The sequence below is a fragment of the Streptomyces sp. NPDC087906 genome (genome assembly GCF_055584925.1).
In genome coordinates this window covers 542,514-558,875 of record NZ_JBVJLC010000005.1, presented here as the reverse complement: position 1 = coordinate 558,875, position 16,362 = coordinate 542,514, and the positions used below count along the sequence as shown (strand labels likewise).

Genomic DNA, 16,362 nt, shown 5'->3' with positions numbered 1-16,362 from the left:
TCCGGGTCGCCAGGGGAGGCGCCCGTGGGGGGTGGACGGATGCGGGATCTCAGGGCCTTCACGCTGGCCGGATACGACAAGGGCCGTGGAAAACTGGTCCAGGCGCTGTGGTTCGCCGTGCTCAACACGGTGTTCATGGTGTGGTTCTGCCCGGCCCGGCTGCGGGTCGCCCTGCTGCGGGCCTTCGGCGCGCGAATCGGCGAGGGCGTCCTGATCCGGCACCGGGTGCGGATCCTGTGGCCGTGGAAGCTGACCATCGGCGACCACAGTTGGATCGGCGAGGGGGCCTGGCTGCTCAACCTGGAGCCTGTCACCATCGGCGCGCACGTCTGCGTCTCGCAGGAAGCGCTGCTGTGCACCGGCAGCCACGACCACCGCGCCGCCGACTTCCGCTACCGCAACGCCCCGATCGTCGTCGAGGACGGCGCCTGGGTCGCCGCACGCGCCGTCGTACTGGCCGGGGTCACCGTCGGCGCGCACTCCGTCGTCGCCGCCGGTACGGTCCTGCACAACGACCTGCCCCCGCTCACCCTGCACACCGCGGCCGGCCGCCGACCGGTCGAGGAGCCGGTATGAGGGTGCTGCACGCCGTCACGCTGCACAGCCCCACCCACGCCTTCGGCGGCCCGGTACGGGTCGCGCTCAACCTCTCCAAGGGACTGCGGGCCCGCGGCCACGACGCGCGGCTGCTGGCTCTCGGCGACGGCTTCGAGGAGCCGCTGCCCTCCTCGGTCGAGGGCGTGGCCGCCCAGCTCCACCAGGCCCGCAGAATCCTCCCGGTGGGTTTCAGCGGCATCACCTCACCCGGGCTGCTGGCCGCCGCTGGACGGCTCGTACGCGACGCCGACGTCGTGCACGTACACCTGGCCCGCGATCTGGTGACCCTGCCCGTCGCACTCGCCGCGCTGCGGCACCGGCGGCCGCTGGTCCTCCAGACGCACGGCATGGTCGACCCGAGCGACCGGCTGCTCGCCAAGGCGCTGGACGCGCTCGCCGTCCGCAGGCTGCTGCACGGGGCTTCGGCCCTGCTGTACCTGACGGACCACGAACGACGTGGCCTGGAGGCGGTGGCCGGACCGCCCGCGCTGGAGCACGCGGTCCGGCTGGTCAACGGCGTACCGGCGCAGCAGGCGCGGACCGCCCCCGAAGGGCCGCCGCGCGTCCTCTACGCGGCCCGGCTGCAGGCCCGCAAACGGCCTCGCGACTTCGTCGCCGCTGTCCCGGAGATCCTGCGGGCGCTGCCCGATGCCGAGTTCGTGGTCGCGGGCCCCGACGAGGGTGAACTGGCCGCCGTCCAGGCGCTGATCGCCGAGCTGGGGCTCGGCGGGAAGGTGCGCTGCCCGGGGCCGCTGTCGGGCGAGGAGATGCTCGCCGAGCTGCGGCGCGCGCATGTGTACGTCCTGCCGTCGGTGGACGAGCCGTTCCCGATGTCCGTGCTGGAGGCGCTGTCGGTGGGTGTGCCGTCGGTCGTCACGACGTCCAACGGGCTGGCGGGCGACATCCGTACGGCCGGTGCGGGCCGGGTGGTGGCCGAGGCGTCGGGGCTCGCCGCCGCCGTACTGGAACTGCTGGACCCGGACACGGCGACGGCCGCATCGGCGGCTGCGCGGAAGCTGGCGGCGGAGTCGTTCTCGATGGACGCCGTGCTCGACACCCTGCTGGAGACGTACGCGAAGCTCTGAGCGGGCCGCAGGGTCTGGCGGTTGGATCAGGCCCTGTCAGCCCTGTCAGCCCTGTCAGGCCCTACGCGGGCAGCCAGGCGTAGCAGCCCGAGGAGATGAACTCCTTCGTGCCCGCCGGGATCTTGGCCGTCACCTTGCCCTTGGAGCCGGTCGCCGGGCCCGAGGCCAGCGGTTTGCCGCCGGCGCCGAGCGCACGCCAGGTGCACGACGGGTCCGTGGTCAGCGCCCGGTAGGTGCCGGCCGCCGGCTTTTCGTGCTTGCCGTCGGGGAAGCCGGTCTTGGCGGCGGCGAGCACCGGCTTCTGGTCGGGGCAGAGCTGGTTGATGGCATCGGCGGCGTCCGGGATGTCACCTGCGATCACCGCCCCCACGGCGTCGTCGCGGCTGTGCTTCGCGGTGAGCGCGACCCGCTGGCAGGCTTCCTGACCGGTCTGCAGCACGGCCGCCGGGTCCATGTTCTTCGGCACCTTGCCGCTGAGGTAGTGCTTCTCCTTCTTGGTGAACGAGCCGGTGACCGGCGTCAGTTGGGCGTCGGGCAGCACGGGCCCCAGGGACGGGGAAGGCGTTGCGCTCTGCCCGGCCTGCGCGTCGGGCGGTTCAGGGGAGGGCGTGACCGCTGCCGAAGGAGCGCTGCCGGTCGGCGTCCTCGACGGTGGCGCGGCGGCGTCCTCGCTGTCGTGCGACGAACTGCAGGCGGTCAGCGCGAGAAGGGCGGCGGCCAGCGCGGCGGCGGCTGCCGGACGCCGGGAGAACGGACGCATCAAGTGGCTCCTGTGGCACGGGCGGTACGGGTGTTACAGCAGTACGGGCAGTGCAGGTAGTACGGGCAGTGCAGGTAGTACGGGCAGGCAGTACAGGTGACGCGGGCGGGTGCGGGGCCCGGTGTGTTCCCGGGCCCCGCACCCCGTCATCGCGCTGCGGTCAGCGGCCTGTCACGGCGCGCCGAAGGTCAGCACCAGTTGCGGTGTGCCCTCGTTCGCCGTGGCCTCGCTCGACCACAGCCACAGCGGGTCGGTGCCCGTGCTCGTCAGCGCGAGGCTGTACGAACTGCCGAGCGCCGCCGACAGCGCCGAGGTGCTCAGCGCCGTCGAGTAGACGCTCGACGCGGCAGAGGCCCCGCTGAGCGTGCCCAGCGTGCCCGCGCCGAGGGCGGGCCGGTTGTTGTACGTCACGCCCGTCTCGGTCCAGGCCCCGGTGACCGGTACGACGGACTGGCTGTCCGCCGACTCGGCGCCGGCCATGGTGCTCGTCTTGACCGCGAGCCGCGCGCTCTTCAGTACCGTGCCGCTGGGTGCGGCGGGCAGGGTGAAGCGCAGGTAGCTGGTGTACGCGGAGGTGCCGCGTACGGCCAGCGAACTCGACGTACCGTAATTGGTGCTGGGCGCACCGGCGTTGACGTAACTGTCCTCCGCCGCCTGGACGGTGGTGACGGTGTCGGCCGGAGCGGACGCCAGCGTGTGGTGGTTGGCCACCTGCGTCGGCGAGAGCACCGACGGGTAGACGGCGGTCTCGTCGATCTGGCCGGCGAAGAAGGTGCTCGTCGGCTGGCTGGGCCAACTGTTCAGATTGTCCGCGCCGACGTGCCAGTAGCCCGTGTACGACTGGTTGGTGGTGACGCCGTTGGAGCCGACCAGCGCGCCGTCGACGTAGAGCGACATCCCGCCGGGGCCCTGTGTTCCCACCACGTGGTGCCAGGTGCCGTCGTTGTAGGTGCCGGGCGACACGACCGTCTGGGTCGAGCCCGTGTACACACCGAACACCAGATTACCGGCGTTGGTCAGGTAGATGTGCTTGTCGTAGTTGCCGCTGTTGGCCGTGGTGTTGTTGCCGAAGCCGATCAGCTTGCCACCGCTGGTCGTGGTGGTCTTGAACCAGGTCTCCAGACTGTAGGGCCCGGTCACGGTCGTCGGCCGGTCGCTGTAGACCTGCTCGTTGGTGCCGTTGAGGCCGAGCGCCGTGCTGGGTCCGTTGACCGCTGCGGGCGTCTGCCGCAGGGCCGGTGCGTTGAGGTAGACACCGCTGTTGTTCGACGCGGACGAGTCCCCGGCGAACGCGCCGGACGCCTCGTCGTAGCGCCAGTACAGCGAGGCGCCGTCGTCGAGCACGGCGGCCGGATAGGCCTCGGCCGAGGTCGGTACGGTCACGGACACGGTCGGGGAGAGCCCGCTCGCGTTGCCGGCCGCGTCCGTCGCCGTGACCCGGTAGGTGTACGTCTGCCCCGATGTCACCGTGGTGTCGGTGAAGGACAACTGCGGCCGGGACCACGGGAGCGAGTCGCCGTCCACGGTACGGATCGGTGTCGACGAGCCGTTGCGGTAGACCTTGTACGTCAGCGTGCTGTCGTCGGTGTCGGTGCTGGAGCGCCACCGCACCTGCACCTCAACGGGTTTGACGCTCGAAGCGCTCGCCTGCGGCACGGCCGGCACCCCGGTGTCGGGCCCTGAGGCGAACCGGGTCAGACCCTGCGCGGGAGCCGCGTTGACCGTGGTGAACTCGCCGCCGACCCACAGGTACTTGGTCGCCCCCGACCCCGAGATGGCCAGGGCGCGCGGGCCGATGCCCTCGCCCAGACCGTCGTTGGTGTTCGGGAACCAGCCGAGCAGACTGGGGGTGCTGGTCGGCTCGGCGAGCAGATGGTTGCGCGGCCCGTCGGGGAACTCGCCCATGCTGGAGCAGTCGTGGGCGTGCGAGGCGCTGTAGAGCACCGTCTGGTACGACTCGACCGCCTGGGTGGCGCCGAGGCACGTGTCGCGCCATCGCTGGCCGAAGTTGCTGAGATCCACCGCGATCCGGCCGTCGAAGACGCCGCCGCCGGTGCCCTCGTTGCCGGTGTAGAAGCCGGTCGCGTCGGTCCCGATGGCCTTGACGACCGAGTTCACCGGCACGAAGTTGTTCGGATACGTCTGCACGTTGGCGCCGGTGGTGGAGTCCACCACGGCGAGCGCGTGCGAGTCCGCCCCGTTGACGGTGGTGAAGTCACCGCCGACCACGACATGGTCGCCGTCCGGGGTGACGGCGACGGCCCGCCCCGGTGCGTCGGCGTCGGCGGTGAACGGCCGCAGTGCGCCGCTCGTGCTGTCGACGGCCGCGAACCGCTGCCGGGTCTGGCCCTGGACGGTGCCGAAGTCGCCGCCGGCGAACACCGTGTCGTCGGTGACGGACAGCGCCCGTACCGTCGCGGCGAAGCTCGGGTGGAAGGCCGCCTTCGGGGTGCAGGTGGCGATGTCGATCGCCGCGAGACTGCTCACCGGAGTGCCGTTGACGGCGCCGAAGTAACCCCCCGCGTACAGCGTCTGCTTGTCGGGCGAGACGGCGAGCGCGCGTACCGTCGCCGTACCGCTGCCGATGGTGAACGAGAGTGTGCAGGAAGTGGGCGCGCCCGTCGCGGCGTTCATCGCCACGAAGTTGACCGCGCTCTGCGCGGCGCCGCTCACGCCGTCCGGCGGGCGCACCTGCGAGAAGGTGCCGCCGACGAAGACGGTGTCGTCCGCCTGGGCGAGTGCCCAGACGATGCCGTTGGTCTGCCAGGTGGGCAGATCGTCGGCGGTGAACGCCACCGGAGGTGTCACCGCCGCTGCTTGCGGCACGGCGGTCACCCCCATGCCGGCGGTGACGGACAGGATGAGGGCCGCCGAAAGCCCCCAGGTTCTACGCATGTACCCCCCAGGCGGGATAGCCCGGCCTACGGCCGGAGTTCTGTTGTGCGTGTGGTTCGCCCTGCTCACCCGCGCCGCCCCCGCGCGGGTACTGTGCCGCGACCGCCCCCTCCGCGGTCGCTCAGCGGTCGATGCGGACCGCTGTGCCCGCCAACTGGTCGTCCAGTTGGCGGAGATCGGCGTCGACCATGATCCGGGCCAGTTCGTCGACGAGCACCGTCGGCTTCCAGCCGAGCAGCTCCCGCGCCTTGCCGGCGTCTCCGATGAGTGAGTCGACCTCGCTGGGCCGCTCGTACTTGGGGTCATACCGTACATACCGGTCCCAGTCCAGACCCGCGTGCGTGAACGCCGTCTCAACGAACTCCCGTACCGTGGCCGGGACTCCGGTGGCCACCACGTAGTCGGTCGGCTCGGTGTGCTGGAGCATCCGCCACATCGCCTCGACGTACTCGGGCGCGAATCCCCAGTCGCGCACGGCGTCGAGATTGCCCAGATAGAGCCGGTCCTGCAGACCCGCCTTGATCCGGGCGACCGCGCGGGTCACCTTGCGGGTCACGAACGTCTCACCGCGGCGCGGCGACTCGTGGTTGAACAGGATCCCGTTGACGGCGAACATCCCGTACGCCTCGCGGTAGTTGACCGTCGTCCAGTAGGCGAAGACCTTCGCGGCACCGTACGGGCTGCGCGGATGGAACGGGGTGTCCTCGTTCTGCGGCGGGGGAGTGGCACCGAACATCTCCGACGAGGACGCCTGGTAGATCCGGGTCTGCACCCCGCTCGCCCTGATGGCCTCCAGCAGCCGCAGCGCACCGAGGCCGGTCACATCACCGGTGTACAGCGGCGCGTCGAAGGAGACCCGCACATGGGACTGGGCACCGAGGTTGTACACCTCGTCCGGGCCTATCTCCCGCAGCAGGTTCACCAGCGCCACACCGTCCGACAGATCCGCGTGGTGCAGCACGAACGAGCGGTTCGCCTGCTGCGGGTCCTGGTAAATGTGGTCGATGCGTTCGGTGTTGAAGCTCGACGACCGCCGGACCAGACCGTGGACCGTGTATCCCTTGGCGAGCAGCAGCTCCGCCAGATACGAACCGTCCTGTCCCGTCACGCCCGTGATCAGCGCGGACTTGCTCATGACCGATGCCCCCTGGGTATATGTAGTGATTTCCTGGCATGATCCGGCTCATGACTGACATGACTGAACCGCTCCTGCCGGCCGGCGCCCGGATATTCGTCGCCGGCCACCGAGGCCTCGTGGGCTCCGCCGTCGCGCGGAACCTGACCTCCGAGGGCTACGAGGTACTGACCCGGACCCGCGACCAGTTGGACCTGCTCGACGCCGCCGGAACAGCCGCGTGGCTGAAGGACGCCAGACCCGACGCCGTCGTCATGGCGGCGGCCAAGGTCGGCGGCATCATGGCGAACAGCACGTACCCGGTCCAGTTCATCGAGGACAACCTGCAGATCCAGCTCAGTGTCATCGCCGGCGCCCACCAGGCGGGCGTCGAACGGCTGCTCTTCCTCGGCTCGTCCTGCATCTACCCCAAGCACGCGGCGCAGCCGATCAGCGAGGACGCGCTGCTCACCGGCCCGCTCGAACCGACCAACGAGGCGTACGCGCTGGCGAAGATCGCCGGCATCATCCAGATCCAGTCGTACCGGCGGCAGTACGGCGCCCGGTACATCTCGGCGATGCCGACCAACCTGTACGGCCCCGGCGACAACTTCGACCTGGAGACCTCGCACGTCCTGCCCGCGATGATCCGGCGCTTCCACGAGGCGCGCACCGAGGGCAGGGACGAGGTGGTGCTGTGGGGCTCCGGCACACCGCGCCGGGAGTTCCTGCATGTCGACGACCTCGCCGCCGCCTGCACCGTGCTGCTCCGCTCCTACGACGCCGACGGACCCGTCAACATCGGCTGCGGCGCCGACCTCACCATCCGCGAACTGGCCGAGACCGTAGCGGAGGTGACGGGGTATCAGGGCACTCTCAGGTGGGACACCACCAAGCCCGACGGCACGCCCCGCAAGCTCCTGGACATCTCCCGGCTCTCCGCGCTCGGCTGGAAGCCGGGCATCCCGCTGCGGGACGGCATCGCCGCCACCTACGCCGACTGGCAGCGCACGTGAAGTCATGTCCCGCCCCTCTCAGTACGCTCCGCGACCGTCGACGACGGCGCGGAGCGTACGGGCCATGACATCGACGTCGCTGGTGAAGGACCAGTTGTCGACGTAGCTGAGATCGAGCTGGACGGTCTCGTCCCAGGAGAGGTCCGACCGTCCGCTGATCTGCCACAGCCCGGTCATCCCCGGCCGTACCGCGAGCCGCCGCAGTTCGGTCTCGGTGTAGTGCGTGACCTCGTCGGCCAGCGGCGGACGGGGCCCCACCAGGGACATCTCGCCGCGCACCACATTGATGAGCTGGGGCAGTTCGTCCAGTGACGCCCGGCGCAGCAGCCTGCCCACCCGGGTGACCCGGGGGTCCCTGCGGATCTTGAACATCGGCCCGTCGATCTCGTTGACCGACGCCAGCTCGGCCCTGCGCAGGTCCGCGTCCACATGCATGGTGCGGAACTTCCACATCACGAACGGCACACACGCCTGCCCGATCCGCCGCTGCCGGTAGAAGACCGGGCCGGCCGACGTCAGTCCCACGGCGAGCGCCACGACCACGAAGAGCGGTGACAGGGCCAGCAGCCCCAGCGCCGCCGCTGTGCGGTCCATGACAGTCTTCAGGGCCGGCTGGAGTCCGCGCCGCAGTGGCGGCACGACCCGCAGCAGCGCGAGGCCCGCCGCCGACGTGGTCTCCAGCCGCTTGACGGAGATCTCCAGCAGTCCTGGCGCCAGGGCCATCTCGACACCCGCGTCGTGCAGCGCCCAGGAGAGCCGCCGCAGCCGCTCGCCCGACATCCCGGCCCCCGGCGCGATCAGCACCACGTCGGCGGGCAGTTCGCGGACGGCGGCCAGCACAGGACCGCTGTCGTCGGCCGGCTCGGCCGGTGTGCCCGAGGGCAGCCGGCAGGACAGCCGGGCCCCCGTCGCCAGCTCGCCGTCGCCGATCGAGACGACCCCGACCACGATGTACGGATGGTCGGTGCGAGCCGCGAGGTGCTCCGCGAGATCGTCGGCGGCCGACGGCTCGCCGATCATCAGCACCCGCGTCACCACCTGCGCCTTTCTGCGGGCCCGCGCCAGGTGACGGTACGTCAGTTTGCGGCAGGCAAGGGTGAGGAACAACGCCGGTAGCAGTGCCAGCAGGCAGCGCAACGGCGCGTGATGCAGCTCGAAGGCGGCCCGTGCCACGGCCAGTGTGCCGACCAGGATCAGCCAGTCGTGCAGCACGGGCAGCGCGCCGCGCGACTCGCCGAGTGTGCGCGCCGCGTACCTGAGCCGGCAGAGCTGGACGACCGTCCAGGCCAGCGCGGCCACGAAGGCGCTCCGCAGCGCGTAGGGCTCACCGCTCCGGTAGAGCAGCAGTGCCACCGGCACGGCCGCTCCGACCAGGTCGGTCAGCAGCGCGACGGGCAGATACCAGCCCGCCTTGTGACGCATCCCGCGCGGGACCGCCCCCGGCCCGGTTCTGGTTCCGGGCGCGCTTGTCTCAGATGGATGGACATGCCACATGTACCCCCCCGGCACGTGTTGACGTGCTACACACCGTGAGTCGATTCCCCGATCGACGAACAGGTGTCGCAACAGGGAACAGTACGACAAACTTGTGCGCATGCACCGCTGTTTACGGAATCGTTCCTATCGGTTGACGTCCGTTACATCACATCGGTGCCCACTGGAGTTGCCGCCGAGGCGGCAGGGGGGAAGAAAACAAGATCATGAACGAGTCAGCCGACAGGAGATCCGCCGGGCCGCTCGACCCGGCGGAACCGGCCGCGGCGCCGGATTCCACAGCGGATACTACGGCGGGAACGCCGCCGCCGTCCGCGCCCGAGCACCGTACGAAGCGGCGTAAATTCCTGCTGGGCGGCCTGGCGCTGGTCGGCGTGGGCGTCCTGCTGCTGGCCGGCGCCGGCTGGTGGGCCGTCGGGCACTACACCGGCCGGGTGGAGCGCATCCCGAACGCCTTCCCCACCAAGGTCCCGGCCTCCGCGCAGCCCAAGGAGAGCGCGGGCGGCGAGACCTTCCTGCTCGTCGGGGTCGACAGCCGCTCCGACCTGCCCACGACAGGAAAGGACGCCAAGGCCCCGCAGTGGACGTACGGGGCGCAGCGCAGCGACACGATGATGCTGGTCCATCTGCCCGAGGACCGCTCCAACGCCTACGTCGTCTCGCTGCCCAGGGACTCCTGGGTCGACATCCCCGGCCACGGCAAGGCCAAGCTCAACGCGGCGTTCTCCTGGGGCGGCCCGCCGCTGCTCATCGACACCGTGCAGCGGCTCACCGACGTCAAGGTGGACCATCTGGCCGTCATCGACTGGGACGGCTTCAAGAAGCTCACCGACTCGGTGGGCGGCGTCGACCTCACGGTCGACGGGGTGCGCCGGCACATGAACGGCACCCAGGGCCTGGTCTACGTACGGGAGCGGCACAGCCTGGCCCGCGGCGACCTCGACCGCACCCACCGGCAGCAGAACTTCCTGCGCGCCGTGCTCAGCAAGGTCCTCACCCCGGGCAACCTCACCAACCCGCTGAAGACCGGCGAGGTGCTGAACAACCTCACCGACAGCGTCAGTGTGGACGACCGGCTCGGCAACGGCGATCTGCGCGATCTGCTGTGGGGCTCCCGGGACATCAGGCCCGCCGGAATGGTCTTCATGAACGCTCCGGTGACCGGGACCGACACGATCGACGGACAGTCCGTCGTCCTCCTGGACGAGGCCAAGGACCGCACTTTGTGGGACGCGATGCGCGCGGACACCCTCAAGTCGTACGTCGCCGGTCACCGCACTGATCGCCTCGGCACGACCACCCCTTAGGCCCTGTCCGGCCGATCTTCGCGGCCCACGACGCCTGGCACGGCACCTCGCCGCGTTGTCGGACCGATCCCCGTACAACCAGTACGGGGATGATCCTCCGCCTTGCGATGCACCGCACCAGACGCCGCGGGCTGATCCGCGAAGATCGGCCGGACAGGACCTAGCGGGACAGGACGGGCCCCGGGGACACCCGGGGCCGGTTGCCCCCGGGCCGCGGATCGGCTCTACTACTGCGCAATACCCGTATTACGGGACGATCTTCGGGGAGGACGGACGATGGCCGAGCCGACAGCGGGGCCCGCCTCACACCGCCGCCACCCCGCGCGCCGCAAGCGCCGCGCGGTGCTCGGCGCCTTACTCGGCGTGCTGCTGCTCGGCGCCTGGGCCGGGGTGGGCATGGCCGGGGACACGAACGGCGGGCAGGAGACCCCGGGCGGCGCGAGCGTGCCACCGCCGAGGGCGAGCGACGCGCTGCCGTTCGACCTGCCGGCCGCCGCCGAACTGCGCGACAGCCCGCACCTGGTCTTCGCGCACTACTTCACGCCGTACCCGCTCTCGCTCGACAACCAGCCGGCGCAGAGCGACTACTACAGCCGCAACTACCTCACCGTGCGAGGCGAGAACGGCAAGCACGCCGCGTACGGCGGCCTGCTGCGCGACCGCCCGCTGCCCGTCGCCGAGCAGCAGGGCGACTGGCAACTGGCCAACCTGGAACAGGAAGTGCGCACCGCGCGGGACGCCGGGATCGACGGATTCAGCGTCGACATCCTCTCGCTGTCGGGGCCGAACTGGGACCGGGTCAACCTGCTGCTCAAGGCCGCGCACGAGGTCGACCCGGCGTTCCGGATCATGCTGATGCCGGACATGACGTCCCTGCACACCGACCCGGCGACCCTGGCCGACGCCCTGGCGAAGCTCGCCGCCTCGCCGGCGGCGCACCGGCTGGCCGACGGCCGGCTCGTGGTCTCCCCGTTCAAGGCCGAGGCCGTGGACCCCGGCTGGTGGTCGCAGATGATGGCGCGGCTGGACGGCCAGCACGGCACCAGGACCGCGCTGGTCCCGCTGTTCCTGAACCTCCGCGCCAACGCGGAGCGTTACGCGCCCATCAGCTACGGATTCTCCGAGTGGGGCAACCGCAGCTACACCGCCCAGGCGGGCGCGAGCGCCGACACCGCCCTCGCGCACCGGCTCGGCAAGGTGTGGATGCAGCCCGTCTCCGTCCAGGACGCCCGGCCCAACCAGGGCGTCTACGACGAGGCGGGCAACACCGCCAACCTCCGCGCCACCTGGGGCCATGCCATCGACGACGGCGCCGACTGGGTCCAGCTCACCACCTGGAACGACTACTCGGAAGGCAGCCAGTTCGCCCCGTCGCTCCACAACGGCTACGCCTACCTCGACATCTCCTCGTACTACCTGACCCGGTTCAAGACGGGCACATGGCCCCAACTCGTCCGCGACCGGCTCTACATCACCTCCCGCGTCCAGTTCGCCGCCGCCGTCCCGCCGGGAGCCGCCGGGCAGCGACTGATGCGCCCCCGCGCCGGGACCGCGCAGCCGCGCGACGAGGTGGAGGTGCTGAGCTTCCTCCCGGCGCCCGCGCGGGTCGACACCGTCGTAGGCAACGACCACCAGAGCTTCGACCTGCCGACAGGCGTCAACACGACACTGCTGCCCCTGCGGCCGGGCCACAGCTCGGCGGCCGTCGTACGCGACGCCCGCAAGTCGACGGAGGTGACAACCCGCTACCCGGTCGGCCCCCCGGCCCAGTCGCAGGACCTCCAGTACTACGCGGTGACAAGCGGCGACCTGGCAGCCGCCCGCCTCCCGGGCACGGACTAGGGCCGGTCGCGTGGATCAGGCCCTGGCACCGCGTTGGACAAGCCCTCCCCGAAGTGCGGTAACGTTGGCGCTGCGTGACCGCACGGCGACATCCGTACACGGCACGCATCGGGACGTGGCGCAGCTTGGTAGCGCACTTGACTGGGGGTCAAGGGGTCGCAGGTTCAAATCCTGTCGTCCCGACTGGAGACAGTCGTAGGAGAGGGCCGGTTTCGGAGAATTCCGAACCCGGCCCTCGGCCGTTTTCGGGACGGATCGCGGCAGGTGCCGTTCAGTGGTCGCGTCGGGCTCCGTAGCGGAGTCCGTCGACGAGCAGTGTGACCATCCGTTCGTCGGCGGTGCGGTCCACGCCTCCTGTGCAGATCCGGGAAATGGCGTACAGCAGGTCCAGCGGGGCGATGTCGGCGCGGACCTCCCCGGCGGCTGCGGCCGCTTCGAGGAGTTGGCGCAGGGCGGGCTCGAATCTCTGTTGGAAATAGGCGGGCAGCGGCTCGAAGGCCGGGTTGCCCGAGTGCAGGGCCGCGGACAGCCCGCGTTTGGTTCCGACGAACCCGGTGAACCGGTGCAGCCAGCGGGCCAGGGCCTCGAAGGGCTCCTGGGTCGCGGCCAGGACGGCCGCCTCGTCGGCGCAGGCGTCCACCTCGTGCCGGAAGACGGCCGAGACCAGGTCCGAGCGTTCGGGGAAGTGCCGGTAGAACGTGGCGAGACCGACCCCGGCACGGCCCGCGATCTGGCGCACGGGGGCATCCACCCCCGCTTCGAGGAACACCTCACGAGCTGCCTCCACCAGTGCGTCGACACTGCGCTGCGCGTCTGCGCGCACCCGACGGGCCCGCTCGGGCCGGGGCGTGCTCATGGGTCCCTCCGGTTGCTAACTGAGAAAGTGTTCCGTATCGTCTAAGTGGTAAGGCGTTCCGCTTTACCGATCCTAACAGCAGCCCCGGAGGACAGCCATGAAGTACCGCACCCTGGGCCGCACCGGCATCCAGGTCAGCCCCTACTGCCTGGGGGCCATGATGTTCGGTGCCATCGGCAACCCCGACCACGACGACTCCATCCGCATCATCCACAAGGCCCTCGACTCCGGCATCAACTTCATCGACACCGCCGACGTGTACTCCCGCGGCGAGTCGGAGGAGATCGTCGGCAAGGCACTCAAAGGCCGCCGCGACAACGTCGTCCTCGCCACGAAGCTCAACGGCGCCATGGGCGACGATCCCAACCGGCGCGGCAACTCCCGGCGCTGGATCATGACAGCCGTCGAAGACTCGCTGCGCCGCCTGGGCACCGACCACATCGACCTCTACCAGCTCCACCGCCTCGACCCCACGGTCGACCTTGAGGAGACCCTGTCGGCCCTCACCGACCTGGTGCGCAGCGGCAAGGTCCGCGCCGTCGGCTCGTCGGCCTTCCCGGCCTCCGCCATCGTCGAAGCCCAGTGGATCGCCGAGTCCCGCGGACTGCAGCGCCTGCGCACCGAACAGCCCGCGTACTCCATCCTCGACCGCGGCATCGAACGCGAGATCCTGCCCGTCGCACAGAAGTACGGCATCGGAACCCTCGTCTGGAGCCCGCTCGCCCAGGGCATGCTCACCGGCCGCTACCGCAAGGGACAGCAGGCCGACACCCACCGCGGCGGACTCTTCAAGCACTACACCGACGAGCGCCGCCTCGACGCGGTCGAGCAGCTCATCCCACTCGCCGAACGCTCCGGCATCAAACTCACCCACCTGGCGATGGCGTTCGCCGTCTCCCACCCCGGGGTCACCTCGGCCATCATCGGCCCGCGCACCATGGAGCACTTGGACGACCTGCTCGCCGGCGCCGGCACCACGCTGGACGACGCCCTGCTGGACGAGATCGACGCCGTCGTCGCTCCCGGCACCGACGTCAGCCAGCTCGACATGGCCTACAAGCCAGAAGCGCTCCAGCAGGTCGGCCTGCGCCGCCGCACACTCGAGGAACGCTCCGCCGCCTAGGCAGTGTCCGCACACTGTCCGGGAGAAAGCCAGGTCCCGCAGGGCCAGTTGCCCGGTGATCTCGCGGCGGCAGGCGTCCAGCGGGTGCCGGTCATTCGGCGATTCCTTCGCTCATCCGGCGCTGCAACTCCCACAAGGACTTGAAGAGTCCGGGGGACCGGGTGAGGTCGGCGTAGGTGCCCTCCTGGACGATGCGGCCCTCGTCCAGGACCACGATCCTGTCGGCGACGGCCACGTTGGTGAGCCGGTGTGTGATCAGCAGGACGGCGCGGTCCTTGGCCAGTTCGCGGAGGCCGGAGAAGATCCGGTGCTCCGCACGGGCGTCGAGGGCTGCCGTGGGTTCGTCCATCACCAGGAGCGCCGCCTGCCGGTGGAAGGCGCGGGTGAGGACCAGACGCTGCCACTGGCCGCCGGAGAGCTGCTGGCCGCCGAACCACTCGCTGGTCAGCAGGGTGTTGAGGCCCGAGCGGAGGTTGGGCAGCATCTCGGCAGCGCCGGACGCCTCGCACGCGGCGAGCAGCGCGGCGTCGCTCGTGTCGCCCTGGCCGAAGGTGATGTTGTCGCGCATCGTCAGCGGGAGGTAGGTGTACTTCTGCGGGACCAGGGCGACGTGCTGCCACGCCTGCCAGGGATCCAGCTCCGTCGTGGCGGCGTGGTCCCAGGCCACCTCGCCCTCGGTGGGCAGCAGCAGGCCGCACAGCAGGCGGGAGAGGGTGGACTTGCCTGAGCCGTTCTCCCCGACCAGGGCCACGATCTCGCCGCGCCGCACTTGGAGGGAGACTCCGCTGAGGCTGTCCTTCGGGGCGCCGTCGTAGCGGTACGTGACGTCGCGGACCTCGAAGCGCTCCGGGACGGCGGGGAGGGCGGCGGTGCCGCGGGAGTCGGTCATGGCCTGGCCGTGCGCGTTGTCGAGGAAGTTCTGCCAGTCCTGCACGTACCAGCCGGTGCGCACCAGGCGCGCCCCGCCGTTGATGATGCCGCGCACGGAACTCGTCGCCGTCTGGAGCGCGAAGACGGCGCCCCCGCCGGCCGCCAGGCTCATACGGCCGGAGGCGAGGAGCCACAGCAGCGCCGCCCACACCGCGATCGACGCCACCCCGCCGGCCAGCGCACCGGCCAGCCCCATCCAGGCACCCGTGTTCGCCGCCCCGCGCTCGGCCGCGTTCACCGACGCGGCCAGTTTGCGGTAGCGGCCGATCAGGAACGGTCCTGCCAGGCAGGCGCGCATCTCCTCGCTGGACTCCATGTACGCCATGTGCCAGCGCAGTTTGCCCAGCATCCGCCGCCGTCCGGACGTCTCCAGGCCCGCCAGGTAGATCACCCGCGCCGACCGGACGTACGCGGCGGCCTGCGGCAGGCACGCCAGGAAGAGCAGCGGCAGGAGCAGCGGGTGCAGGACGGTCAGGACGGTCGCGCCCGCCGCCAGTGTCGCGGTCGCCGCCAGCACGTCCTGGGCCTCTTCCACCAGGTCGGGCGTGACCTGGGCGCCGCGGTCGGCGATGTCGTAGGCGTCGTTGTACCCGGGCTCGTTGTTGGCGGCGAGTTCCGCGCCGAGGGCGGCCTCGACCATCGTCAGCTCCGCCGCCCGTGCGAGAACCGGGCGCAGCCGCCCCGTCAGCCAGACCACGACGATGCCCAGCAGCGCGCGCAGTCCGGTCGCCACGGCGATGACGGACAGTTGCGGGGCGGCGTCCCACAGCCGGTCGGTGATGGCCCCCGAGGAGATCAGCGCGGTGATCGTGCCCGTGACGGCCAGCAGGCCGAGGGCCGCGAGCACGCCCGTACCGATCTGGCACACCAGCAGCCCGACGGTCGCGCCGCGGTCCACCCGCCATGCCATCTTCAGGGAACGCACCGCGAGCGCGGGCAGCCGCCGAGCCATCGTGCGGGTCGTCAGCAGCGATCCCGCCTGGAGCCGGGACTCGTCGCGGTAGAGGAACTCCTCCTCTCGAACACCGGCCTCTTCCGGCCCGTCGTCCGGTGACGTGCCGTCCGGTGGCTGAGGCGGCTGCTCCTGTGTGATGGCCGAGGTCATCGTTCCCCCCTGAGACGGTCGCTGCGACAGAGTCACGAGGACCAACGACCCGGCGGGAATTTCGAACACACGTCATTCGGTCGTGCTCGGGAGCCCGCGAACCTGCGTATGGGGGAGCCGCGCGAGTGGGATCCCTGGTCCGGCGCGGGGCGGCCGGCGGCGCGGCATGGCCGAAACGCCGACACGGCCCCGCGCGGAGTCACGGTCCCGCGCGGAACCAGGGCCGGTTCCGGGGCGC

Annotated in this window: 12 protein-coding genes and 1 tRNA gene; 7 read left to right on the top strand and 6 right to left on the bottom strand. The window is 70.7% G+C overall.

The genetic code is table 11. The features are described 5' to 3' along the window. Positions 1 to 39 precede the first annotated feature (39 nt). Complete coding sequence (locus tag ACZ63I_RS18700) at positions 40 to 576, top strand: WcaF family extracellular polysaccharide biosynthesis acetyltransferase (protein WP_469339866.1); 537 nt, start codon at positions 40 to 42, stop codon at positions 574 to 576. Continuing rightward, positions 573 to 1,682, top strand: a complete 1,110-nt coding sequence (locus tag ACZ63I_RS18695; protein ID WP_469339864.1) for a glycosyltransferase — start codon at positions 573 to 575, stop codon at positions 1,680 to 1,682. The genes ACZ63I_RS18700 and ACZ63I_RS18695 overlap by 4 nt, the downstream gene beginning before the upstream one ends. Before the next feature lie 61 nt (positions 1,683 to 1,743). Here the strand turns inward: ACZ63I_RS18695 and ACZ63I_RS18690 are convergent, their stop codons facing one another. From ACZ63I_RS18690 to gmd, 3 genes are all read right to left on the bottom strand, one after another. Then, complete coding sequence (locus tag ACZ63I_RS18690) at positions 1,744 to 2,442, bottom strand: hypothetical protein (RefSeq protein WP_469339863.1); 699 nt, start codon at positions 2,440 to 2,442, stop codon at positions 1,744 to 1,746. A gap of 171 nt (positions 2,443 to 2,613) precedes the next feature. Then, positions 2,614 to 5,337, bottom strand: a complete 2,724-nt coding sequence (locus ACZ63I_RS18685) for a CBM96 family carbohydrate-binding protein (protein WP_469339862.1) — start codon at positions 5,335 to 5,337, stop codon at positions 2,614 to 2,616. 121 nt (positions 5,338 to 5,458) lie between these two features. Next, positions 5,459 to 6,472: a GDP-mannose 4,6-dehydratase gene (gmd, locus tag ACZ63I_RS18680; protein ID WP_469339860.1), complete on the bottom strand. Its 1,014-nt coding sequence runs from the start codon at positions 6,470 to 6,472 to the stop codon at positions 5,459 to 5,461. 50 nt (positions 6,473 to 6,522) lie between these two features. On the opposite strand from gmd, the gene ACZ63I_RS18675 reads away from it, so the two are divergent. Then, positions 6,523 to 7,467 (top strand): GDP-L-fucose synthase family protein, encoded by a 945-nt coding sequence (locus tag ACZ63I_RS18675; protein ID WP_469339858.1) that lies wholly within the window; start codon positions 6,523 to 6,525, stop codon positions 7,465 to 7,467. An 18-nt stretch (positions 7,468 to 7,485) separates the two neighbouring features. Here ACZ63I_RS18675 and ACZ63I_RS18670 read toward each other — a convergent pair whose 3' ends face one another. Beyond that, positions 7,486 to 8,889, bottom strand: a complete 1,404-nt coding sequence (locus ACZ63I_RS18670) for a sugar transferase (protein WP_469339857.1) — start codon at positions 8,887 to 8,889, stop codon at positions 7,486 to 7,488. Positions 8,890 to 9,167: 278 nt separating this feature from the next. On the opposite strand from ACZ63I_RS18670, the gene ACZ63I_RS18665 reads away from it, so the two are divergent. The 3 genes from ACZ63I_RS18665 to ACZ63I_RS18655 all read left to right on the top strand — a co-directional run bounded on the left by ACZ63I_RS18665 (position 9,168) and on the right by ACZ63I_RS18655 (position 12,293). Continuing rightward, positions 9,168 to 10,268, top strand: a complete 1,101-nt coding sequence (locus ACZ63I_RS18665; protein ID WP_469339855.1) for an LCP family protein — start codon at positions 9,168 to 9,170, stop codon at positions 10,266 to 10,268. A 276-nt stretch (positions 10,269 to 10,544) separates the two neighbouring features. Next, positions 10,545 to 12,110 carry a glycoside hydrolase family 71 protein gene (locus tag ACZ63I_RS18660; RefSeq protein ID WP_469339854.1) on the top strand — a complete coding sequence of 522 codons (1,566 nt, stop codon included), beginning with the start codon at positions 10,545 to 10,547 and terminating at the stop codon, positions 12,108 to 12,110. Between the two features lie 109 nt (positions 12,111 to 12,219). Next, positions 12,220 to 12,293, top strand: a tRNA-Pro gene (locus tag ACZ63I_RS18655). 88 nt (positions 12,294 to 12,381) lie between these two features. On the opposite strand, the gene ACZ63I_RS18650 is transcribed toward ACZ63I_RS18655, so the two are convergent. Next, on the bottom strand, positions 12,382 to 12,966 hold the full coding sequence (locus tag ACZ63I_RS18650; protein WP_469339853.1) for a TetR/AcrR family transcriptional regulator: 585 nt from the start codon (positions 12,964 to 12,966) through the stop codon (positions 12,382 to 12,384). Between the two features lie 97 nt (positions 12,967 to 13,063). On the opposite strand from ACZ63I_RS18650, the gene ACZ63I_RS18645 reads away from it, so the two are divergent. Further along, positions 13,064 to 14,089: an aldo/keto reductase gene (locus ACZ63I_RS18645; protein ID WP_469339851.1), complete on the top strand. Its 1,026-nt coding sequence runs from the start codon at positions 13,064 to 13,066 to the stop codon at positions 14,087 to 14,089. Positions 14,090 to 14,180: 91 nt separating this feature from the next. Here ACZ63I_RS18645 and ACZ63I_RS18640 read toward each other — a convergent pair whose 3' ends face one another. Continuing rightward, positions 14,181 to 16,124, bottom strand: a complete 1,944-nt coding sequence (locus ACZ63I_RS18640) for an ATP-binding cassette domain-containing protein (protein WP_469339850.1) — start codon at positions 16,122 to 16,124, stop codon at positions 14,181 to 14,183. Between the last annotated feature and the right edge of the window lie 238 nt (positions 16,125 to 16,362).